The sequence below is a fragment of the Alkalihalobacillus sp. R86527 genome (assembly GCF_042466185.1).
In the GTDB taxonomy this organism is placed as follows: Bacteria; Bacillota; Bacilli; order Bacillales; family Guptibacillaceae; genus Guptibacillus.
In genome coordinates this window covers 3,762,515-3,787,476 of record NZ_JAXHBW010000001.1, presented here as the reverse complement: position 1 = coordinate 3,787,476, position 24,962 = coordinate 3,762,515, and the positions used below count along the sequence as shown (strand labels likewise).

Annotated in this window: 31 protein-coding genes; 26 read left to right on the top strand and 5 right to left on the bottom strand. The window is 40.8% G+C overall.

Features of this window, described 5'->3' with window-relative positions; genetic code table 11:
• The first annotated feature begins 20 nt into the window (after window positions 1-20).
• The 4 genes from mscL to SJY16_RS19850 all read left to right on the top strand — a co-directional run bounded on the left by mscL (window position 21) and on the right by SJY16_RS19850 (window position 2,384).
• The gene (mscL, locus tag SJY16_RS19865; RefSeq protein ID WP_377891945.1) at window positions 21-518 is read left to right on the top strand and encodes a large conductance mechanosensitive channel protein MscL; all 498 of its coding nucleotides are present in this window, start codon (window positions 21-23) and stop codon (window positions 516-518) included.
• An 85-nt stretch (window positions 519-603) separates the two neighbouring features.
• Window positions 604-1,326: an alpha/beta hydrolase gene (locus tag SJY16_RS19860; protein ID WP_377891942.1), complete on the top strand. Its 723-nt coding sequence runs from the start codon at window positions 604-606 to the stop codon at window positions 1,324-1,326.
• A 27-nt stretch (window positions 1,327-1,353) separates the two neighbouring features.
• The gene (locus SJY16_RS19855; RefSeq protein WP_377891940.1) at window positions 1,354-1,989 is read left to right on the top strand and encodes a nucleotidyltransferase domain-containing protein; all 636 of its coding nucleotides are present in this window, start codon (window positions 1,354-1,356) and stop codon (window positions 1,987-1,989) included.
• Between the two features lie 65 nt (window positions 1,990-2,054).
• Window positions 2,055-2,384, top strand: a complete 330-nt coding sequence (locus tag SJY16_RS19850; RefSeq protein WP_377891937.1) for a tRNA-binding protein — start codon at window positions 2,055-2,057, stop codon at window positions 2,382-2,384.
• A 22-nt stretch (window positions 2,385-2,406) separates the two neighbouring features.
• On the opposite strand, the gene SJY16_RS19845 is transcribed toward SJY16_RS19850, so the two are convergent.
• Together SJY16_RS19845 and SJY16_RS19840 are read right to left on the bottom strand one after the other, a co-directional pair.
• A complete protein-coding gene (locus tag SJY16_RS19845; protein ID WP_377891935.1) occupies window positions 2,407-4,371 on the bottom strand; it encodes an oxidoreductase in 1,965 nt (654 codons plus the stop codon).
• Window positions 4,372-4,483: 112 nt separating this feature from the next.
• On the bottom strand, window positions 4,484-5,338 hold the full coding sequence (locus SJY16_RS19840) for a DegV family protein (protein WP_377891932.1): 855 nt from the start codon (window positions 5,336-5,338) through the stop codon (window positions 4,484-4,486).
• 145 nt (window positions 5,339-5,483) lie between these two features.
• Between SJY16_RS19840 and uvsE the strand changes: the two genes are divergently transcribed.
• On the top strand, window positions 5,484-6,449 hold the full coding sequence (gene uvsE, locus SJY16_RS19835; RefSeq protein WP_377891929.1) for a UV DNA damage repair endonuclease UvsE: 966 nt from the start codon (window positions 5,484-5,486) through the stop codon (window positions 6,447-6,449).
• A gap of 100 nt (window positions 6,450-6,549) precedes the next feature.
• Here uvsE and SJY16_RS19830 read toward each other — a convergent pair whose 3' ends face one another.
• On the bottom strand, window positions 6,550-7,149 hold the full coding sequence (locus SJY16_RS19830; protein WP_377891928.1) for a TetR/AcrR family transcriptional regulator: 600 nt from the start codon (window positions 7,147-7,149) through the stop codon (window positions 6,550-6,552).
• Between the two features lie 127 nt (window positions 7,150-7,276).
• On the opposite strand from SJY16_RS19830, the gene SJY16_RS19825 reads away from it, so the two are divergent.
• Window positions 7,277-8,272, top strand: a complete 996-nt coding sequence (locus SJY16_RS19825) for an NADPH:quinone oxidoreductase family protein (protein ID WP_377891925.1) — start codon at window positions 7,277-7,279, stop codon at window positions 8,270-8,272.
• A gap of 73 nt (window positions 8,273-8,345) precedes the next feature.
• On the opposite strand, the gene SJY16_RS19820 is transcribed toward SJY16_RS19825, so the two are convergent.
• Window positions 8,346-8,990, bottom strand: a complete 645-nt coding sequence (locus SJY16_RS19820; protein ID WP_377891922.1) for an O-methyltransferase — start codon at window positions 8,988-8,990, stop codon at window positions 8,346-8,348.
• 332 nt (window positions 8,991-9,322) lie between these two features.
• Between SJY16_RS19820 and SJY16_RS19815 the strand changes: the two genes are divergently transcribed.
• The 7 genes from SJY16_RS19815 to SJY16_RS19785 all read left to right on the top strand — a co-directional run bounded on the left by SJY16_RS19815 (window position 9,323) and on the right by SJY16_RS19785 (window position 14,404).
• Window positions 9,323-10,219: a hypothetical protein gene (locus tag SJY16_RS19815; protein WP_377891920.1), complete on the top strand. Its 897-nt coding sequence runs from the start codon at window positions 9,323-9,325 to the stop codon at window positions 10,217-10,219.
• Window positions 10,220-10,365: 146 nt separating this feature from the next.
• Window positions 10,366-10,848: a PH domain-containing protein gene (locus SJY16_RS19810; RefSeq protein ID WP_377891918.1), complete on the top strand. Its 483-nt coding sequence runs from the start codon at window positions 10,366-10,368 to the stop codon at window positions 10,846-10,848.
• A complete protein-coding gene (locus tag SJY16_RS19805; RefSeq protein WP_377891916.1) occupies window positions 10,838-12,295 on the top strand; it encodes a PH domain-containing protein in 1,458 nt (485 codons plus the stop codon). The genes SJY16_RS19810 and SJY16_RS19805 overlap by 11 nt, the downstream gene beginning before the upstream one ends.
• Window positions 12,296-12,312: 17 nt before the next feature.
• Window positions 12,313-12,618 carry an antibiotic biosynthesis monooxygenase family protein gene (locus tag SJY16_RS19800; RefSeq protein WP_377891913.1) on the top strand — a complete coding sequence of 102 codons (306 nt, stop codon included), beginning with the start codon at window positions 12,313-12,315 and terminating at the stop codon, window positions 12,616-12,618.
• Window positions 12,615-12,986, top strand: a complete 372-nt coding sequence (locus tag SJY16_RS19795) for a hypothetical protein (RefSeq protein ID WP_377891911.1) — start codon at window positions 12,615-12,617, stop codon at window positions 12,984-12,986. Before SJY16_RS19800 ends, SJY16_RS19795 begins: the two co-directional genes overlap by 4 nt.
• Before the next feature lie 13 nt (window positions 12,987-12,999).
• On the top strand, window positions 13,000-13,653 hold the full coding sequence (locus SJY16_RS19790; RefSeq protein WP_377891909.1) for a cobalamin B12-binding domain-containing protein: 654 nt from the start codon (window positions 13,000-13,002) through the stop codon (window positions 13,651-13,653).
• Entirely contained in the window at window positions 13,646-14,404 is a 759-nt protein-coding gene (locus SJY16_RS19785) for an STAS domain-containing protein (protein WP_377891906.1), read from the top strand. Before SJY16_RS19790 ends, SJY16_RS19785 begins: the two co-directional genes overlap by 8 nt.
• Before the next feature lie 49 nt (window positions 14,405-14,453).
• Here the strand turns inward: SJY16_RS19785 and SJY16_RS19780 are convergent, their stop codons facing one another.
• Complete coding sequence (locus SJY16_RS19780; RefSeq protein WP_377891904.1) at window positions 14,454-15,215, bottom strand: rhomboid family intramembrane serine protease; 762 nt, start codon at window positions 15,213-15,215, stop codon at window positions 14,454-14,456.
• Between the two features lie 153 nt (window positions 15,216-15,368).
• Between SJY16_RS19780 and acpS the strand changes: the two genes are divergently transcribed.
• The 13 genes from acpS (at window position 15,369) to sigB (ending at window position 24,962) form a co-directional block, all read left to right on the top strand.
• Window positions 15,369-15,725: a holo-ACP synthase gene (gene acpS, locus SJY16_RS19775; RefSeq protein WP_377891902.1), complete on the top strand. Its 357-nt coding sequence runs from the start codon at window positions 15,369-15,371 to the stop codon at window positions 15,723-15,725.
• A gap of 57 nt (window positions 15,726-15,782) precedes the next feature.
• Window positions 15,783-17,303 (top strand): NAD(P)H-hydrate dehydratase, encoded by a 1,521-nt coding sequence (locus SJY16_RS19770; protein WP_377891900.1) that lies wholly within the window; start codon window positions 15,783-15,785, stop codon window positions 17,301-17,303.
• A gap of 60 nt (window positions 17,304-17,363) precedes the next feature.
• A complete protein-coding gene (locus SJY16_RS19765) occupies window positions 17,364-18,368 on the top strand; it encodes a LolA family protein (RefSeq protein ID WP_377891897.1) in 1,005 nt (334 codons plus the stop codon).
• Window positions 18,369-18,512: 144 nt separating this feature from the next.
• Entirely contained in the window at window positions 18,513-19,679 is a 1,167-nt protein-coding gene (gene alr, locus SJY16_RS19760) for an alanine racemase (protein WP_377891895.1), read from the top strand.
• Between the two features lie 129 nt (window positions 19,680-19,808).
• A complete protein-coding gene (locus SJY16_RS19755; protein WP_263623097.1) occupies window positions 19,809-20,093 on the top strand; it encodes a CopG family ribbon-helix-helix protein in 285 nt (94 codons plus the stop codon).
• Window positions 20,094-20,097: 4 nt separating this feature from the next.
• Window positions 20,098-20,448: a type II toxin-antitoxin system endoribonuclease NdoA gene (ndoA, locus tag SJY16_RS19750; protein ID WP_048312992.1), complete on the top strand. Its 351-nt coding sequence runs from the start codon at window positions 20,098-20,100 to the stop codon at window positions 20,446-20,448.
• A gap of 237 nt (window positions 20,449-20,685) precedes the next feature.
• The gene (locus tag SJY16_RS19745) at window positions 20,686-21,510 is read left to right on the top strand and encodes an STAS domain-containing protein (protein WP_377891892.1); all 825 of its coding nucleotides are present in this window, start codon (window positions 20,686-20,688) and stop codon (window positions 21,508-21,510) included.
• Window positions 21,511-21,521: 11 nt separating this feature from the next.
• The gene (locus SJY16_RS19740) at window positions 21,522-21,878 is read left to right on the top strand and encodes an STAS domain-containing protein (RefSeq protein WP_224885320.1); all 357 of its coding nucleotides are present in this window, start codon (window positions 21,522-21,524) and stop codon (window positions 21,876-21,878) included.
• A 3-nt stretch (window positions 21,879-21,881) separates the two neighbouring features.
• Window positions 21,882-22,283 (top strand): anti-sigma regulatory factor, encoded by a 402-nt coding sequence (locus SJY16_RS19735; RefSeq protein ID WP_377891890.1) that lies wholly within the window; start codon window positions 21,882-21,884, stop codon window positions 22,281-22,283.
• A gap of 15 nt (window positions 22,284-22,298) precedes the next feature.
• A complete protein-coding gene (locus tag SJY16_RS19730; RefSeq protein ID WP_377891888.1) occupies window positions 22,299-23,309 on the top strand; it encodes a PP2C family protein-serine/threonine phosphatase in 1,011 nt (336 codons plus the stop codon).
• Between the two features lie 81 nt (window positions 23,310-23,390).
• Window positions 23,391-23,720, top strand: coding sequence for an STAS domain-containing protein (locus SJY16_RS19725; protein ID WP_377891885.1), 330 nt, complete (start codon window positions 23,391-23,393; stop codon window positions 23,718-23,720).
• A gap of 23 nt (window positions 23,721-23,743) precedes the next feature.
• The gene (gene rsbW / locus SJY16_RS19720; RefSeq protein WP_377892352.1) at window positions 23,744-24,199 is read left to right on the top strand and encodes an anti-sigma B factor RsbW; all 456 of its coding nucleotides are present in this window, start codon (window positions 23,744-23,746) and stop codon (window positions 24,197-24,199) included.
• The gene (sigB, locus tag SJY16_RS19715) at window positions 24,168-24,962 is read left to right on the top strand and encodes an RNA polymerase sigma factor SigB (protein ID WP_377891882.1); all 795 of its coding nucleotides are present in this window, start codon (window positions 24,168-24,170) and stop codon (window positions 24,960-24,962) included. Before rsbW ends, sigB begins: the two co-directional genes overlap by 32 nt.

The following is a 24,962-nucleotide window of genomic DNA, read 5'->3' as shown; positions in this document are numbered from 1 at the left end:
TCATAAAGGAGTGGGGTTCAATGGGGCTATTACATGAGTTCCGTCAGTTTGCAATAAGGGGTAGTGCAGCAGATATGGGGATAGGGATGGTACTTGGTGCTGCGTTTAGTAGCTTTATTGATTCTCTTGTTACAGATATTATTTTGCCACCTATAGGGCTTCTACTAGCTAGAATTAATTTCTCTGATTTATACATAAGTTTGAATGGGCATTACTATTCTACTTTAGCAGATGCCAGAGAAGCGGGAGCAGCAACGATAAATTATGGGTTGTTTATATCCACTGCTATTCGTTTCATGATCATTTTCTTCGCTGTATTTCTTGTAGTACGGCAGCTGAATCGATGGAGAAGACCAGGACAAGATCCAATCAACGCAATGACACGTAAGGAATGCCCTCTTTGTTGTACGGCCATCCCCTCTAAGGCGATTATTTGTCCTAATTGCGCAAGCTCACTAAGGGAAGATGGAACGAAAGAACATTCACCATTTCGGCCCAAGGTTTCGTTTAGAAAATAAGGGAATCCTCATTCCTTCACAGGTGTACCGCCTATGGTGGTAGAATGATAGTACACAATAACTAGTGAAAGATGAGGTTTTGAACATGGTAGGGTGTATGTTGATTCATGGATTTACTGGTGCGCCATACGAGGTGGAACCACTTGCAGGTTACCTTAAAGAACATACGGATTGGAGGATCTCCGTTCCAACCTTACCGGGACATGGAGACGGTGAAACGTTGCATGGGGTTACCTCTGAGGAATGGATCGAGACAGCAGAAGCAAAGCTAATACAGCTACTTGAAGCCTGTGACACCGTCTACCTTGTCGGTTTTTCAATGGGAGGTGTGTTAGCAGGATACCTCGCTACAAAATATAAAGTTGATAAACTTGTTTTGTTAAGTGCAGCTTATAAGTATATCCATCCTTTTCAAATGATGAAAGATATTGCTCACATGGTTATAGATACTAGTAAAGGAAAGCTAGTCCAAAACGAGCTTTTTGTTCGTTATAGAAAGAAGATGAAGGTAACGCCGTTTCAAGCTTCGCTTCAATTTAGAAAGCTTGTGCGTCAATTAAGACCCTCGTTTCAACAAGTAACAGTACCTACCTTGATTTTGCAGGGGAAGCTCGATAGTATGGTTCCTTATAAAACGGCACACACCATTTATCAAACGATCGGTTCTGTAGATAAGCAAATGTATGTTATGGATTGCTCAAGGCATCTGATCTGTCATGGTGATGATCAAGGAGATGTTATCCAAAAAGTATACCAGTTTTTAATAAATGGAACGGACCAGTCTCATCACACGCTCGCTCCTTCTTAGGGTCGCGTTATAAAGGAGAAGGAATTTATGTTGAATGTGCAAATTACGCCTATAAGGTTTGCTACATATGCAAAGCGATTAGTAGATCGCTTAAAGACCCCTGCTCTTAGAGGGGTTATCATAACAGGAAGTTTCGCAAGGGGAGAAGCGGGTCCAAATGCAGATTTGGATTTGTGGTGTTTTTATCATCAAGAGGTAGTGAAGCCTCCTTATTTGCCAGAGCTTCCTGGGGTGTCAATCGATCTTCGCTGTAGAACATTAGAAGAATATAAGCATACTCTCAATGGAGAAAGAGAAGTTGTTGCGCCTTTTTTTGAGCAACTTGTTTTATATGGTGACACACCATTTATCCTTCCAGAGAAAGAGTCAATTCGATCAGGTAAACAAAAACTTGTGAAATCAATTGAGAGTCGATTGAGCGGGAGTCCTTCTAAGAAAGTCTATTACGAGATGCTAAATGAGGTCATGTACCTTATTCGGATTGAAAGGTATTTAGCCATTTCGGAATATCCCCTCACAATCTCAGATATGTATGCCACTGAGAAGGGTGAAACTAATCGCAGGTTAATCGAGTGTTATTCTTCTTGTTTGTTAGGTGAGGACCTAGAAGATGTAAGGCATGTAAATGGATTACTTAACCATTTTATCGCGAAAAGAAAGTAATAGCAGGACAAAACTTATACCTAGTCGAAACCATTACATATCCTTTTACAAAGGCAGGTAGAGTGATGGCGACGTTTGAAGACTTTATGAAGCTTGATATTCGTGTAGGAGAAATCGTTGAGGTAGTAGATTTTGAGAAAGCAAGGAAGCCAGCATACAAATTGAAAGTCGATCTTGGTAAAGAGATCGGTGTGAAGAAATCTAGTGCACAGATTACAGATTTATACGCAAAATCGGATCTGTTAGGAAAACAAGTAATGGCTGTTGTTAATTTTCCACAAAGACAAATCGCGGACTTTATGTCAGAAGTATTGGTGTTAGGTGTTTATGGGGAAAAGGGAGTGGTCTTGATCAAACCTGACATGAAGGTTGAAAACGGAGATAAACTGGGGTAAGACAAGAGAAAAAGACGGGGCGTCATGCCTCGTCTTTTTGATGTTGTTTCTTTGGAATAGAATGAGGTTCGAACGCAATTTTGGCCCCTTCATAAATGGCGCGTTTGGCATCCAATTCTCCAGCAAATCGCGCTCCTCCGATAACAGCTACCTGAATTCCACTGTCAGTTAATCGATTGTATTCTTCAGGTAGGTTGGACTCTTGACCTGCAGCTAGAATGACAGTGTCTGCTGCAATATGTTCTTTCTTTCCTGTAGTAGAGTCAGTGATTATGAGTCCATCCTCGGTTATTACTTCATAGTGAAGGTTCGTTCGGAACTTCACACCGTTGTTCTTTAAATCTTGAAGCATCGCCCACTTTGTTGTTTTACCGAGACCTTCACCCATTCTTCCATTACGGCGGAGCATCATGATTTCGTGCTCGCCTCTTTCGATTAGATAGTGAGATAGATCACAACCGATGCCTCCAGCACCAATAATGATAACTTTCTTTCCTACAGCAGCAGATCCTGAAAGGACTTCTGGATAAGAAACTGCATGTTCAATACCTGATATGAGCGGTTTTCGAGGTACAACACCAGTAGCGAGGACGACTAGATCTGGAGAGTGGTCTAGAAGCTCCTCTGTAGAAGGTTTGTGATTAAGGTTTACAGAAACCCCCAATCGTTTTAATTCAGCTGTATAATATCGAACTGTCTCGTCGAATTCTTTCTTGATTGGAATTTGACGGGCTAGGTTGAATTGTCCACCGATCGCATCATTCGCTTCATAAAGCACTACGGTATGGCCAAGTTCAGCGTGTGACCTAGCTGCCTCTAGACCAGCAACCCCGCCACCGACCACGAGTATTTTCTTAAGCGTAGCAGCTTTTTTGTAAACCCACTTATGTTCTCTACCTGCCCGCGGATTCACAAGGCATGAGACGGCTTTACCTTCGAACGCATGATCAAGGCAAGCTTGGTTACATGCAATACATGTATTGATCTGATCAAGTGATTGGTCTTTTGATTTACGTAACAAGTTAGAATCAGCAAGAAACGGCCTTGCCATTGAGACCATATCTAGCTTTTGTAACAACTCATCTGCAAGGACGGGATCATTGATGCGATTGCTGCCGATGACAGGGATATCTACTTCTTTCTTAATATCGAGAGCAATCTGAATAAACCCAGCTCTAGGCACCATCATTGATATCGTTGGAGTCGTAGATTCGTGCCAGCCGATACCTATGTTTAAAAGGTCTGCATCGTTTTCTTCTACTAATTTTGCAAAAGCGAGCGTTTCTTCATGAGTCGTAGAATTTGGTACAAGGTCCATTCCGGAAAGGCGGAAGATGATCGGATAGTCATCTCCAACTGCTTTTCTCACGGCATGAAGAACTGCCAGTGGAAAACGGGTTCTCTTTTCAAAGCTTCCTCCCCATTGATCATTTCGTTTGTTAGTAGCTGGGGATAGAAACTGATTGATTAAATATCCTTCAGACCCCATGATTTCAACGGCGTCGAAACCAACTTCTTTCGCTTTTCTACCAGCTTCAGCGTAAGATTCAAGCAGATTGAGAATGTCCAATTCACTTAGTTCAATCGGTGCTTCTTTGTGGATTGGGGATCTCAGAGGCGAGGGAGAGACTGACGGTATTCCGGTCAATTCAGAATACGCATAGCGCCCAGCGTGAAAGAGTTGAGCGGCGATACGTCCACCTGCTTGGTGTACCCTTGTCGTTAGACGACTCATTGTCTTAAGGTCTTGATCTCTATAAAATCCTAGAAAATGATGGCCACCATCTCCTTCAGGTGAAACAGAAATCCCTCCAGTAACCATAAGGCCAGGGCCATTCTCGCCGGCACGCTCAGTATAGAAGCTTATCATTGCATCTTCTTTCTCTGGAATGCCTTCAATCCCTAAATGCATAGAGCCCATCATGACTCGGTTCGGTAGGAGTAAATTACGAATCTTCATCGGTTCAAATAAACTTTTCCATTTCATAAATACCATCACCACTTTTTTTCATTTATGACTGCATTCGCTGAATGACCATTCATTTCCTTTAAATATAATAAAAAAGAGCGCTCACCGCGCTCTTTAAATAAAAAGTGATTTAATTTTTCTTGAAGGCAACAAGAAGGCCACCTTCACCAGCGTAAGTCCCGATTAGAGGCCCCATAGTCGAGAGTACGACGCGTTTAAACTTGTACCGCTCTTGAATTTGTTCCATCAAAGCTTTTGCTTTGTCTTCACAGTTACTGTGTGCAATGGCTACAACCTTGTCCTCAAGGTTATGACCATATTCACCTACTTTTTGGATGAATTGACGGATTGCACGTTTGTTTCCACGAACTTTATCAAGCACTTCAAGGGAGCCGTCATCACTCGCTCTCATAAGAAGCTTAATATTAAGAGCTGAGGCGATTGTTCCTTTAACTCGATCAAGTCTTCCACCTTTGATTACATTCTCTAACGTATCCAGAAGAAACATTGTTAAGGTATCCTCTGTATATTCTTCTGTCTCCCTCACAATATCTTCAAAGCTTTCACCGTTCTGAGCCATCTCAGCAGCGTGACACACGATGATACCAAGACCTGAGGATGCTGTTTTTGAATTAATGACTTCAACGTCACGATTTGGCTGTTCCTCGTGAAACATTTGTTTTGCTAAAACGGCATTCTCGTAAGTAGTACTTAATGATTTAGACAATGCAATAACAAGAATTTTATCTTCAGGTTCTGATTGTTCGAATTTCGTTAGAAAGTCCTGTGGTGACGGGGCAGAGGACTTCGGGAGTTCTTTCGATTGCTTTAGTTTTTGATAAAACGTTGGTGTATCGATATCAACCCCAGCTTTATATTCTGTATCTCCGAAAAGCAGGTTGAGTGGCACAACCGTTACGTTTAGGTCAGCTAGCATGTCTTCAGGAAAATCGATACTGCTGTCCGTAATAATTCGAATCGCCATGGAAATTACCCCTTTTTTCAAATTACCTATATCCAGGTATTATGTTTATTGTACCACGCTTCGACGCAAAATTGATTGTAACCTACAGTTATGAAATAGAAGGGTTAGGAAAGCCTAAGAAAACAACTTTTCTAGGGGGACCACTATGACAATCATTAGACTTGGATACGTAGCGATGAGCATGGAATTAACGAATAGTTCTCCTTCTCAAACGATGACGTTCAAACAATTTCAGAAGCTTTCTGATCGAGAAGCTGGAATTCGTAAGCTTGAACGGATTGCCAAATCAAACTTGGAGAATTGTCTCCGTCTCTTAAAACACAATAAGGGAAACGACATCTCCTTCTTTAGGTTTAGTTCAAGATTAATCCCACTTGCTAATCATGAAGCTTTAGAAAGTTGGAATTACCTTTCTCCGTTACAAAAAGAGCTAAAAGTGTTAGGAGACTTTGCAAAGAAAGAAAGGATGCGCGTTGACTTTCATCCGGATCACTTTGTTTTACTTAATACCCCAAATAACGAAACATTAAAAGCGTCAACCAAAACTTTAGCTATGCATGTCCGATTACTTGAGGGAATGGGGATCGATGCAACGCACAGGTGTGTCCTTCACGTTGGTGGGGGATACAATGACAAAGAAAAAGCGTTAGAGAGATTTATTCATAATTGGATGTATACCCCTAAAGGAATACAGGATACGGTTATGCTCGAAAATGATGATACGACATTCACAATGCTAGATACGCTTTATTTATGTGAGAAACTTGGCGTACCACTTGTGTTTGATTATCATCACCATCTTGCGTGTCATAACGATGAAGATTGGGAGAAAGATTGGGCGAGAGTAGTTTCAACCTGGGATGTATCTCCTTTACCCTTAAAAATGCATATTTCTTCACCTAAAAACAAGAAGGAATATAGGAGTCATTCTGATTATATTGATAGCGAAATGTTTTTTGCATTTTTGAATGGAGTAAGAGATAGCACACCACAAATTGACTGTATGATTGAAGCAAAACAAAAAGATAAAGCATTATTTCAGCTTATGGAAGAGGTAAAGAAAAGAAATGATATCGAAGTGGTTAACCGATCAACGTTTAAGCTTAAATAAAAACCGGGTATGCCCGGTTTTATTTCGTGATTTTTCATCTAAACTCCTACATATTGAGAGCACAAAAGTCTAAGTTCCTCTACAAGCTGATGGCTTTTCATTAAGAAGTCGTTTCGGTAGTCATAGATGCCTTAATCGCATTTAGGCATAGCTTCTTGTATGTGGAATGTTGCTCGGGATCCCCCGTCATCAACCATTGAATCATAAATCCATCAATTAAGCCTCTGATTGTTTTTGAAGCTTCTTCTACATTAGCGACTGTATAAGTGCCTTCTTCTAGACCTCGGTTTAGTATCATTGAACAAATCGAAGCGCAATTTCTGTAAAAACGTGCGTTTATTTCTCTATAACGCTCATTACGAGTCGCCTGAGCGAGGAAATCTAAATAAACCTTGAAAAAGCGTTCGTTTTCTAAAGGACCTACAAATACAGAATCAATATAGGCATGTAACATAGCTTGAGCTGAAGTCTCCATCTCGACAGCCGTTTTTTCTTTTTCATAGATTCGTTCTGTAATTTGTATGAGTAAATGAGCCAGAACATCCTCTTTATTCTTAAAGTAATAGTTAGATACTCCTTTACTAACATCTGCATATTCAGCAATATCTTGAAGAGTTACCGCTTCGTACCCTTTGTCAGCAACAGCCTCAAAGGCGGCTTTAATAATCTGTTGTCTTCTCATATCGGTTTTTTGTTTCATTTATCACAACTCCTTGCACAGATTATTATACATAACTGATTTAACATAATAAATCATTCAATTTATTTGACCGGTCAGAATAATTTTTGCTACCCTTGTTTTAGAAAGAAACCAAAGGAGGATTTTTGTGGCACCATTTAAAGCGCTAGTAGTAGATAAAGTAAATGAAGACACGAATGTATCGGTGAAGAAGGTCGAGAAAGAGGACCTTTCGACTGGTGATGTACTCATTAAGGTTCACTATTCGAGTGTGAACTACAAAGATGGGTTAGCAACACATCCAAAAGGTAAAATCGTTAAGGAATACCCGCATGTTCCTGGTATTGACCTTGCTGGAGAGGTAGTTGAATCGGATCAACCGGAATGGAAAGAAGGAGACCGTGTTATTGTAACGAGCTATGATTTAGGTGTTTCTCATTCTGGTGGATTTAGTGAGTACGCACGCGTGAAATCAGAGTGGATGGTTCCTCTTCCAGAAAACTTAAGCCTCAAAGAAGCAATGGTTTTCGGCACAGCCGGTTTTACAGCTGCACTTTCTGTTCACAGATTAGAGCAAGCCGGAATAACTCCTGAGAAAGGACCAATCCTTGTCACGGGAGCAACTGGTGGTGTTGGTAGTATGGCAGTTTCAATCCTGGCGAAGAAGGGATATGAAGTAACGGCAAGTACCGGAAAAGAATCTGAACATCCTTATTTGAAAGAACTAGGCGCTTCTTCCATTATTACTCGTGATGAAGCAGCTCCTGAGGATTTCAAACCTCTAGGCAAGCAAAAATGGGCTGGTGCAGTTGATCCTGTTGGGGGCACGACGCTCGCGGCTATTCTAAGTAACCTTGAGTATGGAGGAGCTGTAGCTGTCAGCGGTTTAACTGGCGGAACTAAAGTCCCAACAACAGTTTTCCCGTTTATCCTTAGAGGTGTTAATTTGTTAGGGATTGATTCCGTTCATTGTCCAATGGATATTCGTACAGCCGTTTGGAGCAAAATAGCGAACGAATATAAGCCATCTCAGCAGTTAGAGACATTGACAAATGAAGTTAACATCGATGAATTACCAGAGGTGTTAGAGAATATCCTTAAAGGAAAAGTACGTGGAAGAACAATCGTTTCTTTTAATGAATAAGATTCGCTTCAATTATAAAAAACCTTCTAGCTATTTTTATGCTAGAAGGTTTTTTTCGTTTTGAGACCTTCCTTTATTCTACTTCTTTTACTCTTCCTATCGTAAGTCCATCGCAAAGTGGGAGGATGATAGATTCAACTCGCTCATCATTCGCCATCTTCAAGTTGAATGCTCGTATTGCTTCAACGTTTTGATCGGTAATCGTTTCATCAAAGACCTTGTCCCCTTGGAGGGTGTTGTCTGCTGCGATGATTGCACCCTTCGATGCGAGCTTTAACGCCATATCAAGATACGAAGGATAATTAACCTTATCAGCATCAATAAAAAAGAAGTCATACCTTTGACCTGCGTTATACAGAGATTCCATGTTTTGAATAGCGGGACCTATGACATATTTCACTTTGTCTTCTAGTCCAGCTCTCTTCAAATTACTTTGTGCAACAGTTGCATAGGATTGTTCTAACTCTAGTGAGGTTAGTGATCCTTCCTTATCGAGGGCTCCGGCAAGAATGATACCACTATAACCACCTAACGCTCCGATTTCCATAACATTTCGAGGTCGAATCATTTTGACTAGCAGGGAGAGAAAGCGCCCGACCTCTGGTTTAACTGAGATAGCTGGCATTCCGTTTCCTTTGATTCGTTCGTTGACATCCTGAAGTAGTGGTTCTTCCGTGCCAAATAAACTATGGATATACTCATCGTGGTTTGTTGCCATGCGAATCTCATCCTTTCAGCGTTGTATACGGTATTATTGTTGTCTAGTTCTTAACAACTGTCAAGACTCGCTTTCTAAATAAAGGAATAGAAGATATAAAAACCCTGGAAAAATGAGGGAAAAGGGACTAAAGACCCTTCCAATTGATTAAGAGTTGGGAAACTATGAAATGAAACACGCAAATAATGAGTCAAAAGTTATTGTTATTTCCCAATACCCGCTTATAACATTCAATGTTACACTAGTACTAACAGCAAGGATCGGTAATAAATATCCAACCTTTTTCCTGTTATCGTTGAAAAAGGCGGCTGACTACGGAGGGGGAGTTTAGAATGGCATACGGTAATAAAGCATTATCTTACGAAGAACAGGACCCTTTAACTGGTGCTCAACCAATCGATAGGGTCAATGTACCCAAATTGCCGATTACGAGCGATGAAGGTTATTCAAATGTTGTAAAAGATGCGAACCATAACTATTGGTTTTCTAAACAATTATCCCCTACCCATTTTGAGGTGTATGTTTTTATACATCGTCTCGCACAGCTGCGCACGTTTCAGGTTAATGGTAGCCCTAATTTTTATGAATATCATAACAGCATCTGTATAGCATGCGAAGGTGAAGAATGGAACGGATGGATTTATGAATTTGCGAAAGATGATCCTCGAATCACACATCAATGGCATGTGAAAGGGATCTTCTGTGATTTGAAACGGAAAGGTAATAAGCTCATCGTCTCCTCCTATTGCGTTGAAGAAGATAAAGCGATGTTGACTGTGTTTGATGGAAACGGAAAGAACGTTATCGAGCTCGAAAAAGGTTATTCTCCTGTGAATATGATGGTGGAGGATAACGGGATTTATATAGCTGCCCTTTCTATCTCAGCTGCACATCAAGATACGATTCTATTATTAGATGAAGAGTTCCATGTTCAACAATCATTTCTGTTGGATTTCTCACCGCGAACGATTCATTCTTGGAACGGTAGTCTAATCGTTCATGGTCTGAATGGAAGGACAGGTAAAAGCGATCAACTCGTTTATATTTGTTCTAAGACAGGAAGGCAAGAAAAATATGCGATTCCAAGCGTAGAACTCATAGAGTGTTCGAATAGGGATTTAACCTTCTACGATGCAGATCAAAAAATCCTTTCACTTTGGGATCATGAAAAAAAGGAAATAACCAGTATGAGAGAGTCAGAGCGCCCGCATGTCTCAAAACTATTCTAAATCCAAAAGCCTGAGCAAATTGCTCGGGCTTTTTCAATTTCTAGATTGGTAGACGCTAGTGGTCACTTATAGATAGCATAAAATAACAGTGATATACTTAACGGAAGATAACATTTGTAAAGAGATGTAAGAAAGAGAGGTAAGATATGCGACCAGATCCTTCAAAACAAATTGATCGAAGAGGTTTAAAAGTTTGGCAAATGACAGGTGCAATACTATCTATTTTACTATTAGGGATCGTTGCTGGGGTGTTTAGTTTGCATTACTTTGTAGGTGTTCTACCTATTTGGAGCCTGGTGGTAACGTGTATCGTTGCAGCAATCATCATGGTCCTACAAATCTGGATCTTACCGCTCCTCCGGTATAAGAAGTGGCGTTATGAAGTAAGTGAACATGAAATTGAACTTAAACACGGCGTAATCATAGTAAAACGTACGTTAATCCCCATGGTTCGTGTGCAGCATGTCGATACTAGGCAAGGACCACTATTACGCGCTAATCAGCTATCATCTGTCACCATATCAACAGCCGCTACCACTCACGAAATACCCGCTCTTTCAAATGAAGTCGCTGATGAACTAAGAGATCGGATATCCGTACTTGCAAGGGTAACAGAAGATGATGTCTGAGAAGAAACGACTTCATCCAGTTGCTATGCTGTTGGCTTTTTTGACTTCCTTGAAAGAAGTAGCTATTCCTCTAGTCATCTTTGTTTTTATAGGTAGAGGTGGAGAAGGCTATTCATGGTGGCATTTCCTCATTATGGGTGCTTTCTTATTATTCACTTTAGGAAATGGCGTATTGTCTTGGTGGTTCTATAATTACCAAATCAAAAACAACGAATTGCAAATACATCAGGGATTTATATTCCGTAAGAAGCGATTCATTCCTCGTGAAAGAGTACAATCAATCGATACTTCCCAAGGCGTTATTCAGCGACTATTCGGTTTAGTGAAGGTTCAAATTGAAACTGCCGGTGGTGGCGGGGAGCCAGAAGTAGTTATGTCAGCTTTGAATCGGTTTGAGGCTGAACAGTTGAAAGCAGAGTTATACAAATCCAGCAAGTCTCAAGAAGAAGAGACAGAGGGTACTCCTATAATCGAACGTCCCGTAAAGGAATATAGCTTAACAAAAAAAGACTTAATTATAGCGGCATCTACTTCAGGTGGTATAGGCGTGTTTTTATCATTTATTGCCGCTATAGGTTCGCAGGTGGATAATATTCTTCCTGATGAATTCTATACCACTGTTACTGAACGAGTGATGGATGCCACGCTCACCTTTATTCTAATAGGAGCGGTAGTCGTGTTATTGCTATCATGGTTTTTTTCTGTATTGGGGACCGTACTGAAGTATGGAGGATTTGTTCTTTCACGTACAGAAGATGACCTCATTATAAAGAGAGGGATTTTAGAACGTCGTCAGCTTACGATTCCAGTGCAGCGTGTTCAGGCAATAAGAATGGTTGAAGGATTATTAAGGCAACCTTTCGGATATGCCGCTCTCTATGTAGAAAGTGGTGGGGGTGGTGGAAAAGACGAACAGTTTTCAACTGTTTTATTTCCACTAATGAAGCGTAAGAAAATCCATGCGTTTCTTGAGGAGCTAATACCTGAAGTGCCAGTTCATCAGGAACTGAAGCCGCTATCAGTAAAAGCTAGAAACCGCTATATGTTTCGCTTTACACTACCAGTTATTGTTCCGGTAGGTTTAATTAGCTATTTCGTGCCATTAGGCTACCTTTCATTTCTTCTAATTCCCGTTGCTTGTTTTCTTGGTTACCTTCATTACAAAGATGCGGGCTGGAGCATGGAAGAAGCAACTACGCTCCTGCAGTTCAGGCAAATAGGCAGGGTTCGTGTTTACGTTCCACGTAGAAGAATCCAATCGATGGAGTTAAATTCCAGCCTCTTTCAAAAGCGAAAATCCCTGACGACGTTTCAGGTCTCGATTTTATCCAGTCTTGCTGGAAAACAATTCAGAGTACGAGATATTGAGCTTATCGATGGACATGAACTGTTGAACTGGTATTCTTACAACTATAGTGTTAAAAGGGATAATAACTCGGATGAATAAAGGTTAGGGGGAGAAAAATGTACATTGTAAACTCAGTCATCATCGTACCTAAAGATAAAGTGGACGAGGTCATCGGAATTTATCAAAAACGCTCTAGAAGAGTTGATGAATTTGAAGGCTTCATATCTTTTAATTTACTTCAAAGTGAACATCGCCCAGAAGAGTTGACCGTACAGATGAAGTGGGAATCGAAGGAGCACTTCTTCACCTGGATGAAGAGTCCAGCATATAAAGAAATTCACGAATTAGAAAAGAAGTATCCTGATGCCGAATTGGCTGCGGTTAAGCCCAAAGTGTATCGATATAAGGTAGTTGCTGAATGAAGGAAACAATCGATTATATTGTTGAACGTGTAGTGGAAGGGATCTACAAAGACATGCCTGAACTACTGGAGAGATTCGGTGAACGTGGAAGAACAAAATGCAGAGAAGATAACTACCATCATATCAAGCATTTAGATTCTGCTCGAAAGTTAGAAGCGGATGATTTCTTTATTGATTACGCACTTTGGCTCAACAACTTGTTAACGAGTAGAGGCATGCAAACAAAGCATGTCATCGACAATTTTGAGCGGCTTGAAAAGGAAATTAAACGAGCGAACAACTTCGGAAATAAAGAGGACTACTTAAGGATTCTCTCGAAAGGGAAAGCGGAATTAGAAGAATTAACTGTAGATAGTCCTTCACTGTAAAAGAGGTGAGAATTTGCCTGTAGATATCAAACAATTAACCGATTTCCTTTTAGAAGGTAACGAGGATCAAGCATGGGAACTAGTAGAATCAGAAGCAGAATTATTCGATAGTAGCCACCTCGCATTTGAAGTGTTAACAAGTGCAATGCAATTCGTAGGAAAGCTTTGGGAAGAGAATGAAATTACCGTTGCAGATGAGCATCTCGCAACGACTACATGTGACTTTGTTCTTTCAAGATATGCTTATGCGAAAAAGAAATCGAAACAGCCTTCCAATGGCAAGCGCGCATTGTTCCTATGTATCGATCAAGAGCAACATTATTTAGGCTTGAAAATGATTTCATTATTGTTTGAAGAATATGGGTGGGAAACGAGATTATTAGGAGCGAACCTACCTCTTGAATATGCGGTTGATACAGCAAAGAAATGGCAGCCATCTGTAGTCGGAATTTCAGTTGCACTCTTGTACCATGCTGATCAATTATCGAACTACGTATCTGAACTGGGTGATCTATCCACTCCACCAGAGATTCTTGTGGGTGGTAGGCTTGCATCAAATTACGATCTATCAAAGTACTGCTCAGAGAAGACGGTGTTAGTCCCTGGTCTTAAAGAAATTAAATTGTGGCTTGAAGAAAAGAAAGGTGATGATTCTAACCATGGTTAACTTTACTCATCATCCGTTACCTGCTTTTCTAGTTGATCACGATTTGAATATTAAAGAACAGTCCCAGCTTGCAACAGATTTGTTTTCGAAACCGGAGTCTTTTCTTGATTTCGTAGACTCCGAAAGCAAGCAGAAAGCACTTGATTTATTAAAAAATAAGGATGAGATCGAGCTCGTTTTAAACACTGTGGATACTCCTTACATGTTATTTAAAGTCTTTGCTCGTTGGACTGATAACGGTGAAGGACAGATTTTGTGTATTAGACAGGATTCTCAGATCATGGAACTTTCTTCTATGCTACAAATGCAACGTGATCGGTTGGCTGAGACGAATTTTGATCTACTAGATAAGAAAGAAGAGCTTGAAAGTGCGATGAGTAAAATTAAGGAGTTATCTAGCCCCTTCCTCCCCATTTCTTCAAATTTATGTGTAATTCCGCTCTTCGGTTCACTTGATCAGGATTTATTCCTGATCAATGAGCAACAATTACTCTCAATGCTTCAGGATGGCAATTATGAATATGTCATTTTAGATTTTAATGGGATCGGTGAGGTAGAGAAGAGTGGCGTTTCCTCATTTCAGTCTTTTTATCGCATGATTCAACTGATTGGCGTTTCTCCGATTCTTAGCGGTTTAAAGCCTCGGCATGTTTTTGGATTAATGGAAAATGATTTCGACATCGATCAATCCTTTCACATTACGGGCAGTTTAAAAGACGCCATTTCAAAGTATATTCTTTCCTCAAACTAAAGACACCGGCGATCCAACGGATCTCCAGTGTCTTTTGTTATCTATTCGTTTATAAATATCTAACGATAAATCCAAGTAACACAAGAACGATGAAGAGTCCCCACAATACTTTTGAAACGGGACTTTGACCTCCACGTGGCGTTCTTCTTTTCCATCGGTTAGGTTTAAATTGGATTGATCCAGGATCATCAGAATAGCGTATTTTCACCATGCCACGATCGATGAATGGACTTGCTTTTGCTAATAGCATAGGGGCTAGTGCAGCTCCTCCTAGAAATCCAAAAATATGACCAAGGATATTAATGTTAGGGCTGACGAAGGTCATTAGGAGACCAATACCTAGAATCATAAGGATTAATTGCGAATTAGCTTGGTCGATCAATTCTTTTCTATAGAAGGCCATGTAAAAGTATATTCCAAACAGCCCAAAAATTGCTCCGGAAGCTCCGACATGACTGAAATAGCTATCCTGAAGGTAGAAGGTTGCGATATTAGCAACAATTCCTGCACCAAAGTAGCCGATAAGGAACTTTGTCTTGCCGAGCATTTGTTCAAGAGCTGGCCCGAAAAGGTAAAGTGAAAAAGAGTTGAATAATACGTGAGCAAATCCAGCATGAAGGAAAATCGGTGTAACTAGTCTCCAGTATTCACCAGCTTCAATATATCCATTTACACCAGCACCCAAATTAAAGATGGACCGCATACCCAACAGGTTTATGAGAAGAAAGAGAAGGATATGTATACCAATAAGTATGGAGATGATAGGATAATAACGGATAAATGAGCGAAAGTCTTCATTTCTCAAAAACATGAAGTCGACCACCTTTATAAGAAGTATAGAAAATCGCCTGCTATAGGCAGGTGTATCCACTATTAATTATTTCTAGTTTAGCATAGCTGTAAGAAGAGCACTATTATTAAAGCTATGAGGCAACGTAAAGGATTAGTACATTGGAGGAGTTAGATGATTCAGGGTATAGGGATCGATATGATCGAGTTAGATCGCATTCGAAAAGCGGTTGAGCGGAATGCGAATTTTCCTGCACGTATCTTAACGAAAGAAGAACTCGCTCAGTTTGAAAAATTAAAAGGACATCGAAAGATCGAGTTTCTGGGAGGGCGATTTGCTGCAAAAGAAGCTTATGCCAAGGCAGTGGGTACTGGAATTGGAAAATTAAGCTTTCAGGATATCACTGTTCAAAAATCGAAAGAAGGCGCTCCTTTTATTGAAGGAACCGCTGATAAGACAGTACATATCTCGATTTCACATACAAACGATCATGCCATAGCCCAAGTAATTATTGAAAGCTCGTCAAGCTAGTCTGCATATCATTGGGATTTGTCTCATATATTTTATCACGGTCAGGAGGGACCTGTTGTGAGAATCGTATCCGGGGAAGAAATGTATGAAGCAGACCGGTTTGCCATGGAGGAGATCGGCTTAAGTGGTGCAATGCTCATGGAAAACGCCGGGAAAGCGTTGTTCGATGCAATGAAAGAGAGGTTGAAGGATCAACGAATTGCAGTCGTTATTGGGACTGGAAATAATGGCGGAGATGGTTTTGTTCTTTCTAGGTATTTGAAAGAACATGGGTATGAGGTTGATGTCTGGGTCGTCCCTCCTGTTAAGAAATTGAAGGGAGACGCAAAGACTCACTTTACTATTTTCCGAAATTCAGGGTTTGAGTGGAGAGCCTTGAATGAAGAGCTTGTTAACCATCTTGACCATTATACAGTCATGATCGATTGCCTTCTTGGACTCGGAATTTCAGGACCGATTCGTTCTCCATATAAGGAACTTATACAAGGGATTAACAAATCGGAAATCTCCGTCTATTCAGTGGATCTACCTAGTGGACTGAAATCAGATGGGGGATATGAAGGAGAAGCAGAGCCGATAAGAGCTGAGAGGACATATACTCTTCAAGCTCCAAAAACAGGTGCTTTCATTTACCCAGATGCTGAGTATTACGGAGAACTTGAAATTCTAAACATCGGCCTTCCTCACATAGCATTTGAGAAATCTCAATCCAAGAAAATTTGGACGAATGATGATGTAGCAAACACCCTTAGTGATCGAACGGCATCCTCTCATAAAGGTAGCCATGGTAAAGGGCTAGTTATTGGTGGTTCAAGCGGAATGGCTGGGGCTCCTATCATGACGGCAAAAGCAGCATACCGGAGTGGGGCAGGATTAATACAGGCTGCAGTGCCAGAAGAGATTCTTTCGGTTATAGCTGGTGCGCTAATTGAAGCGATATTTCAAGGTTGGCCTTCTGATGGTGGTCACTTCACCGGAGAAATTTTAGGAGAGCTTTCGTTTGATGGAATAGCAGCTGGACCTGGTCTAGGACGAGAAAAGGGCGGTAGAAAGCTCGTTCAGACTGTAATGGGAGCAGATTGTCTGCTTGTGCTCGATGCTGATGCACTTTATCACTTGAGTGGACTGAAAGAACAGCTGATCAAAAGGCAAGCTCCAACAATACTAACTCCTCATCCAGGAGAAATGGCCAGGTTAACAGGCTATTCGATTGCAGACATACAAAAAAATCGATTTGAGATCTCATACAGATTCGCACGGGAATTTGGCGTGTATCTCGTATTGAAGGGGCCATACACGCTTGTTACAGATCCTGATGGTAACCAGTTCGTGAATCCGACTGGGAATCCCGCACTTGCGAAAGGCGGTTCAGGCGATGTATTAACTGGTATGGTACTTGCCTTTGCTATGCACACTCCGTCTATTCAAGAAGGAATCAGCAATGCTGTTTATCTTCACGGGAAAGCAGCGGATATGCTTGTCCAGTCTGCACATTCTACGCTTGATGTACTGGCAACCGATGTCATTGAACAGATTCCGGCTGTTCTGCATTCATTTCTGAAACATCATTACGGATAAGTTTTTCACAAGACAGGAACCTTCTTTGTCGTTTTAAATGAGGCAAAGGAGTTGAATATATTGAAAAGGTTCAGTTCCATTTTACTTCTAGGTGTATTGATGATGGTTGTGCTTATAGGGTGCGGGCAAAAAAGTCAGCAGGATGTTGTGGATTCACTCGATAAGAAATTAAATGAAATGGATAGCTATAAGGTTAACGCCAAGATGACGCTCGAAACTGGTGATGAGCCACAGCGTTACGATGTAGAAGTATGGTATCAGAAGCCATCTTATTATCGTGTTGAATTAAAGAATGCTTCCAAAGAACAAAGTCAAATTATTTTAAGAAATGATGAAGGGGTATTTGTCCTAACGCCAGCTTTGAATAAAAGCTTTCGATTCCAGAGTGACTGGCCAGAGAACGGCAGCCAAGCCTACCTCTACAACACTCTTGTTCGCGATATTTTAAATGATTCGGCTGCTAAGTTCGAGGCGAAGGATCAGGATTATGTATTCACGACGAATACAAACTATCAAAACAAGAATTTATCGAAGCAGTCCATTACACTCAATAAGAAAGATCTTGCTCCAGAGAAAGTTTCAATCATGAACCAAGATATGAAGCCGCTCGTAACAATCGAGTTCTCGGATATGAAGTTCAATGCTTCATTCGATAAAGGATCGTTTGATATGGAAAGAAATATGACAGCAGCTCAATTAGAAGTACCTGTAATCGCTGCGACGAATGAGCCTTTTGAAGTTGTTTATCCAATGTACGAACCACAAGGTACAGGGCTTACAGATGAGAAAGAGGTTTCTCAGAATAAAGTTATTTTGAGTTTTACAGGTGAAAAGTCATTCACCCTCATCGAGGAAAAAAGTGAGGCGGCTCTAGAAACGAGTACGCCAGTTATGATGAGTAACGGAGAGCCGATCGATCTAGGGTTCACAATGGGGACCATGACAGATACGACGGTATCTTGGCACTATGATGGCGTTGATTTCTTCCTTGCTTCAACAGATCTCTCAATGGAAGAACTGGCTGCAGTCGCGCGTTCGGTTTACGGCAAAACTGAAATTAAATAAGACTTCATGAGGGTTCAGCTATGTGTACATGGCTGAACCTTTTTTCAAAAAAATCATGCTCTCACTTAGTTGAAAGTAGCATCTTTTATAAAAAACTCCTAAAATAGAAGCCAGAGTGATTCGCTTCTGATGGAGGAATTAATAATGGATAATCAATCGTTCTATCGAGAAACGTGGGCAGAAATCGATCTCGATGCAATCAAACAAAATATCTTTTCATTCAAGCAACACTTGCCTGAAAGTGTTTCGATCATGGCAGTCGTAAAAGCGGATGGGTACGGACATGGTGCAGAGGCTTCCGCTCGTACTGCTCTCGGTGCTGGAGCTAAGTATCTCGCTGTTGCAATTCTAGATGAGGCATTAAGTCTTAGAGAATCTGGAATCGATGCTCCGATTCTCGTATTGGGATACGTGCCAGCAATACATGCAAAGCTTGCATCCGAACAAAATATTACACTCACAGCCTTTCAAGAAGCTTGGATCAACCAGGCGTCGGAAGTCTTGGATGGAAAAAAACTTCGTGTTCATTTAAAAGTAGATACAGGTATGGGTAGATTAGGTATAAAGGGTGAGGAAGAAGCTAAACATATAGGGGAATCTCTCAAGCGTAATCCTTCTATTATACCTGAGGGACTTTACACACACTTTGCTACAGCGGATGAACCAGAGAACATGTTCATTGAAACTCAGCTTAAGCGATTTGAGAGGGTAGCATCTACTCTTACAGATGGAGGAGTGGAACCGGATTGGATTCATCTTGGTAATAGTGCTGGATCTATGAGGATACCGGATCGAATTGGTAATCTTGTTCGTGTTGGTATTTCAATGTACGGACTTATTCCGTCACCAGATATGGAGCGGAGTAAGCCATTCGAGCTTAAGCGGGCTTTCAGCCTACACAGTCGATTAGTACATGTCAAACAGATGGATGAAGGTGACCCTATTAGCTATGGTTCTACGTATAAAGCATCTGCAGGAGAGTGGATTGGGACAGTTCCTGTCGGGTATGCTGATGGGTGGATCAGAAAGCTTAATAAAATGAGCGTGTTAGTAAACGGCATAAAGGTACCGATTGTGGGGAGAATTTGTATGGATCAGTTCATGGTGAGTCTGCCACGTCAACTTCCTGTAGGAACGCAAGTGACACTAATTGGGTCACAGGGCTCTCAAGAAATTACAATAGACGACATTGCAGAGCAGCTAGAGACGATAAACTATGAAATTCCTTGTATAATCAGTCATCGTGTCCCTAGAGTATTCATTGAAAATAGAGAAAAAAAAGGCGTAATGAATACAATTTTAAAAAAATAATACAATATAAAGAGGAATTTGCAAGAATTTGTTGAAATAGTTTTGTGGAAAGTTGTTTTGCAATGAGACGCTTACAATGGTAGTATTAATAGTGGAATTATATTATGAGTAGCAGTGCTTCGGAGGTGTATGTTTGTGACAGAGGCAAACAAAAAGTCGATTGTTGTAACTCTCCCACAACATATTTTAAATGAGGTGGATGGTATTATTCAACAGGAACAGGTCGATCGTAACGAGTTCATTTCACAGGCCACGACAATGTATATTCGCGAACGAAAAAAGCGGCAGATTCGTGACGCCATGCGCCAGGGATACATGGAGATGGCAAAGATTAATTTGAACCTTGCAGCAGAAGCCTTTCTTGTTGAGGAGGAAGCAGAGCACACCGTGGACCGCTTAGTAAGCGGGGTGTAACGGCTTGATTGTCAAACGAGGTGACGTGTATTTTGCTGACCTTTCTCCTGTTGTAGGTTCTGAACAGGGCGGAGTTAGACCAGTTCTCATCATTCAGAACGACATCGGGAATCGTTTTAGTCCAACTGTCATCGTTGCCGCAATTACTGCACAAATTCAAAAGGCGAAGCTCCCTACACATGTAGAGATCGATGCCAAACGGTACGGATTTGAACGTGATTCGGTTATTTTATTAGAACAAATACGCACGATTGATAAACAGCGTTTAACTGATAAAATCACTCACCTTGATGAGGGTATGATGCAGCGGGTGCAAGAAGCCCTGCAAATCAGCCTTGGGCTTATTGATTTTTAACAATTTGATATTCGCAAACGAAGCTGCTCTTAGAGCAGTTTTTTTGTATTCTCTGAATTTCGATGAAATGTAAAACATTTCATGTTGGTGAAAGAAGGGAATTTTCTAGCTCTGTCGAAAAGTGTGTTAAGATAATAGTGATGAAATAGGATAATACTCGGAAAGTATATTTATTGCGAGTATTCACTCGTAATGAGAAGATAGATGTTAAGCATGTTGATTGTAGGGAGGAGCACCATGGACAAGCTAATCATTCAGATTTTAAATGAGAGTCGTCATCGCATTTATTCTAAGTGGATGGATGAGATGGAACGGGCGCGTGAAGATCATAGATTGCAGTCGATAACCGACGCAACTTATGAAGATACAAACAAGGAACTTTTTGAAATTATTTATACACACATTGAACAGAATGTTCATAAGCCGACTGAACGGATGACGGATTTTGCTGAGAGGCTTTTAAAGGTTGGCTGGAGACTGAGCTATATTACACAAGGTCTTCAAACTTTCCGTAGAATTGTCTTAGAGGTCCTACTCGAAGCGGATCATTCAAATGAAAAAGTCTTCAATATGTATGACGAAATTGATCGATGGATCGATCCGATTATCAATCAACTGATTAATGAGAGCTCAAAAAACTGGGAAAATACTGTTTCGATTCAAAAGGTAGCTCTTCAAGAATTGTCAGCTCCGTTGATCCCTGTTTTTGAGAACATAAGTGTTATGCCTTTGATTGGTACAATTGATACAGAAAGAGCCAAGTTGATCATGGAAAACCTCTTGACTGGTGTGATCAAACATCGTTCTCAGGTAGTTTTGATTGATATCACTGGTGTACCAGTTGTTGATACGATGGTTGCTCATCATATTATTCAGGCCGCAGAGGCAGTACGCCTCGTAGGTGCTCAGTGCATCCTTGTTGGTATTAGACCAGAGATTGCACAAACAATTGTTAATTTAGGTATAGATCTAGGACAGTTTCCGACAAAAAGTACCTTATTCAAAGGTATGAAAACGGCTTTAGAAATGACAAAACGACAAATGATCGACCTTGATGAATAGGGGGAAATACCGTGCGAATTCCTATTTTAAAATTAAATGAATATCTATTAATAACAATTCAAGTAGACTTAGATGATAAGACCGCCCTGCAATTTCAGGAAGATTTGCTCGAGAAGATTCATGAAACAGGAGCAAAGGGGGTTGTCATTGATCTGACATCTGTTGATATGATTGACTCCTTCATCGCAAAAGTACTAGGCGATGTTGTGCGCATGTCGAATTTAATGGGGGCTAGAGTGGTGTTGACGGGTATCCAACCCGCCGTTGCGATTACTCTAATTGACTTAGGTATCATGATGAAAAACGTCCCTACAGCATTAGATTTAGAACAGGGGTTAGAGAAATTACAACAGGAATTGGGGGGATAAGCAATGAATATCCAATCCTGTGTGGAAGTCCGTAATGAGTGGGATATTGTTAAAGCGAGACAATCGGGTAGAAATATTGCTAAAGAACTGGGGTTTGGTACAGTCGATCAAGCAAGAATTACTACTGCGATCTCAGAACTCGCCCGTAACATTTATCTCTATGCCGGTAAAGGCGAAGTATCTATAGAACGAACAGAGGCTGGAAGCAAGGTAGGCTTAAAAATCGTAGCAGCCGATTCTGGTCCTGGTATTAAAGATATTAGAAGAGTGATGGAAGATGGTTTTACGACTTCCGGAGGTCTCGGAGCAGGTCTTCCAGGTGTGAAGCGTCTTATGGATGAATTTACAATAGATTCAAAAGAGAATGAAGGTACAAATATTACCGCAATAAAATGGCTCCGGTAAGGAGGATAAGCAAGAATGGACGACCGAGATCTTCAGTATGAAAAGTACAAATCAATATTAGAAAACTATTTAGAAGAACAATCAGAACAGACGCTTTATAAAGGGCAACAGTTCAGTAGAAAGATGATTGAACAACAAATTTCTCCTGAAGAGGCGGTTAGTCTGCATGTTAGCGTTCTAGAAGAGCTCTTCCCTGATTTACCTGAGCCCCTCAAAAACTCATATGACTTTTTACTCGAAATGATGATTGGTTACGGGTTCGCATATCGTGAACACCAAAGTCTTCGCAATAGACAGCAGCAACTCGAATCAGAAATAGAGGTTGCTGCTAATATGCAGCAAACACTTCTGGCAGGAAAGAAACCAGAAGTGGACAATCTGGATATTGGGGCAATAAGCAAACCTGCCAACAAAATGAACGGGGATTATTACCATTTCGTTCAGGATGAAAATGACTGCGTAAGTGTAGCGATTGCAGACATTATTGGTAAGGGAATTCCTGCTGCACTCTGTATGAGTATGATTAAATACGCTATGGACAGTGCTCCTGAGCAGCGAATGCAGCCTGGTGCCGTTCTTGAAAATCTAAACCGAGTCGTCGAGCAAAATGTTGATCCTAATATGTTCATCACAATGTTTTATGGGCTATATGATTCTAGGGTTCATTCATTTTATTATGCAGGCGCCGGTCATGAACCGGGCTTTTTTTACGATTCGGAAAAAGATCAATTCGAGGAACTCTTCACAAAGGGTCTTGTTCTTGGAGTTTCGAAGAAAACATCTTATCGAGAATATCAGCGAGTACTAAATGGGAACGATATGGTTATCATGCTCTCGGATGGTGTAACAGAATGTCGATCGAGCCGAGGTTTTATTGAACGTGATGAAATCGTCGCAATGATACGCAAGTATATTCACCTCTCCGCGCAAGAAATCGTGGATTCTGTTTACAAAGAACTTGAGCGACTGCAAGAATTCGAACTCCGAGATGACTTTACACTATTGATTTTGAGAAGAAAGGTTTAGTTTTCTCTTAAACGTGGAATAAGGAATTAGTATTCATTTCGTGAAATTTTATTATGTAACGACCTATAAGGGGGAAATGTTATGAATTTGCAGATCAAACAAGAAGATCAAGGAAATACACATCATCTATACATTGCAGGAGAAGTTGATGCATATACTGCACCCCAACTGCGAGAAGCTTTACTTCCGTTAACAGGTAAGGAAAGTCATGAAACACTCGTTCATCTCGGTGATGTTAATTATATGGACAGTACAGGACTTGGCGTTTTCGTCGGAGCTCTTAAATCCTCCAAAGAACATGGTAGTACACTTAAACTTCGAGGCATGACATCTAGAGTTCAACGTCTCTTTGAAATCACTGGTCTTGACGAAGTGATCGACATCGAAGACGCAAGGGGGGAATCAAAGTGATCAATATTTCTGATTTCGTAGAAATGAAAATACCGGCCCAGGCTGAATTCGTAGGCGTAGCAAGACTAACGGTTTCAGGTATTGCGAATCGTATGGGGTATTCATACGATGAGATCGAGGATATCAAAATCGCACTATCTGAAGCGTGTACGAACGCTGTAAACCATGCTTATAAAGAAAACGAAAAGGGACAAATCACAATCGGATATGGCATTTATGAAGACCGACTTGAAATGATGGTTCTCGATCGTGGGCAAAGCTTTGATTACTCTAAGGTTTCAGAGAAGCTAGGACCTGTTGATAGTGATAAATCCATTGATCAACTCAGTGAAGGAGGATTAGGGCTCTTTCTTATTGAATCGCTGATGGACAAAGTGGAAATCAGTGGAGAGGATGGGGTTGTTGTCATGATGACGAAATTCCTCCACAGAGATGGGGTGGAAGTAGATGCCGGCACAATCTCATCATCCCCAAAATAAAGATAATAAGAATGAAGTATACGAGTGGATTGAACAATATCAAAATGATCCGACTGATGAAGTTGTGCAACTTAAGTTAGTCGAAAGATACGAAGATTTAGTTCAGTCTCTCGCAAGGAAATTCTCAAAAGGGAAAAGCATTCATGATGATCTCTCACAAGTAGGTATGATTGGATTGCTTGCTGCTCTTCGACGCTTTGACCCATCGTTTGGAAGAAGCTTTGAGTCGTTTGCTGTTCCAACGATCGTAGGTGAAATTAAACGTTTTATTCGCGATAAAACGTGGAGTGTCCATGTTCCGCGTAGAATTAAGGAACTAGGCCCACGTATTAAGAAAGCTGTTGAAGATCTTACGAACGAATTACAGCGTTCTCCAAAAGTGGATGAATTAGCTGAATATCTCAATGTTTCTGAAGAAGAAGTACTTGAGACGATGGAAATGGGCAAAAGTTATCAAGCTCTGTCTGTTGACAGTTCAATCGAGGCTGATCAGGAAGGTAGCACGGTAACCTTACTCGATTTAGTTGGTGACCAGGAACAAGGCTTTGATCTTGTCGATCAACAGATGGTATTGAAAAAGGCATTTGCTGTGCTAAGTGAGCGAGAGCAGGAAATATTGAATTGCACGTATTTCGAGAATATGAGTCAGAAGGAAACAGGTGAGAAGTTAGGAATTTCACAAATGCATGTTTCTAGATTACAACGTAGGGCTTTAGAAAAGCTAAGACAGGCAATTCGAATCGAACCTACGGAGGCCTTTTAG

What these genes read in the sequence shown, in the direction of transcription:
- mscL (WP_377891945.1), top strand. Translation starts at nt 21, where the DNA reads ATGGGGCTATTACATGAGTTCCGTCAGTTTGCAATAAGGGGTAGTGCA.
- SJY16_RS19860 (WP_377891942.1), top strand. Translation starts at nt 604, where the DNA reads ATGGTAGGGTGTATGTTGATTCATGGATTTACTGGTGCGCCATACGAG.
- SJY16_RS19855 (WP_377891940.1), top strand. Translation starts at nt 1,354, where the DNA reads ATGTTGAATGTGCAAATTACGCCTATAAGGTTTGCTACATATGCAAAG.
- SJY16_RS19850 (WP_377891937.1), top strand. Translation starts at nt 2,055, where the DNA reads ATGGCGACGTTTGAAGACTTTATGAAGCTTGATATTCGTGTAGGAGAA.
- SJY16_RS19845 (WP_377891935.1), bottom strand. Translation starts at nt 4,371, where the DNA reads ATGAAATGGAAAAGTTTATTTGAACCGATGAAGATTCGTAATTTACTC.
- SJY16_RS19840 (WP_377891932.1), bottom strand. Translation starts at nt 5,338, where the DNA reads ATGGCGATTCGAATTATTACGGACAGCAGTATCGATTTTCCTGAAGAC.
- uvsE (WP_377891929.1), top strand. Translation starts at nt 5,484, where the DNA reads ATGACAATCATTAGACTTGGATACGTAGCGATGAGCATGGAATTAACG.
- SJY16_RS19830 (WP_377891928.1), bottom strand. Translation starts at nt 7,149, where the DNA reads ATGAAACAAAAAACCGATATGAGAAGACAACAGATTATTAAAGCCGCC.
- SJY16_RS19820 (WP_377891922.1), bottom strand. Translation starts at nt 8,990, where the DNA reads ATGGCAACAAACCACGATGAGTATATCCATAGTTTATTTGGCACGGAA.
- SJY16_RS19815 (WP_377891920.1), top strand. Translation starts at nt 9,323, where the DNA reads ATGGCATACGGTAATAAAGCATTATCTTACGAAGAACAGGACCCTTTA.
- SJY16_RS19810 (WP_377891918.1), top strand. Translation starts at nt 10,366, where the DNA reads ATGCGACCAGATCCTTCAAAACAAATTGATCGAAGAGGTTTAAAAGTT.
- SJY16_RS19805 (WP_377891916.1), top strand. Translation starts at nt 10,838, where the DNA reads ATGATGTCTGAGAAGAAACGACTTCATCCAGTTGCTATGCTGTTGGCT.
- SJY16_RS19800 (WP_377891913.1), top strand. Translation starts at nt 12,313, where the DNA reads ATGTACATTGTAAACTCAGTCATCATCGTACCTAAAGATAAAGTGGAC.
- SJY16_RS19795 (WP_377891911.1), top strand. Translation starts at nt 12,615, where the DNA reads ATGAAGGAAACAATCGATTATATTGTTGAACGTGTAGTGGAAGGGATC.
- SJY16_RS19785 (WP_377891906.1), top strand. Translation starts at nt 13,646, where the DNA reads ATGGTTAACTTTACTCATCATCCGTTACCTGCTTTTCTAGTTGATCAC.
- SJY16_RS19780 (WP_377891904.1), bottom strand. Translation starts at nt 15,215, where the DNA reads ATGTTTTTGAGAAATGAAGACTTTCGCTCATTTATCCGTTATTATCCT.
- acpS (WP_377891902.1), top strand. Translation starts at nt 15,369, where the DNA reads ATGATTCAGGGTATAGGGATCGATATGATCGAGTTAGATCGCATTCGA.
- alr (WP_377891895.1), top strand. Translation starts at nt 18,513, where the DNA reads ATGGATAATCAATCGTTCTATCGAGAAACGTGGGCAGAAATCGATCTC.
- SJY16_RS19755 (WP_263623097.1), top strand. Translation starts at nt 19,809, where the DNA reads ATGTTTGTGACAGAGGCAAACAAAAAGTCGATTGTTGTAACTCTCCCA.
- SJY16_RS19745 (WP_377891892.1), top strand. Translation starts at nt 20,686, where the DNA reads ATGGACAAGCTAATCATTCAGATTTTAAATGAGAGTCGTCATCGCATT.
- SJY16_RS19735 (WP_377891890.1), top strand. Translation starts at nt 21,882, where the DNA reads ATGAATATCCAATCCTGTGTGGAAGTCCGTAATGAGTGGGATATTGTT.
- SJY16_RS19730 (WP_377891888.1), top strand. Translation starts at nt 22,299, where the DNA reads ATGGACGACCGAGATCTTCAGTATGAAAAGTACAAATCAATATTAGAA.
- SJY16_RS19725 (WP_377891885.1), top strand. Translation starts at nt 23,391, where the DNA reads ATGAATTTGCAGATCAAACAAGAAGATCAAGGAAATACACATCATCTA.
- rsbW (WP_377892352.1), top strand. Translation starts at nt 23,744, where the DNA reads ATGAAAATACCGGCCCAGGCTGAATTCGTAGGCGTAGCAAGACTAACG.
- sigB (WP_377891882.1), top strand. Translation starts at nt 24,168, where the DNA reads ATGCCGGCACAATCTCATCATCCCCAAAATAAAGATAATAAGAATGAA.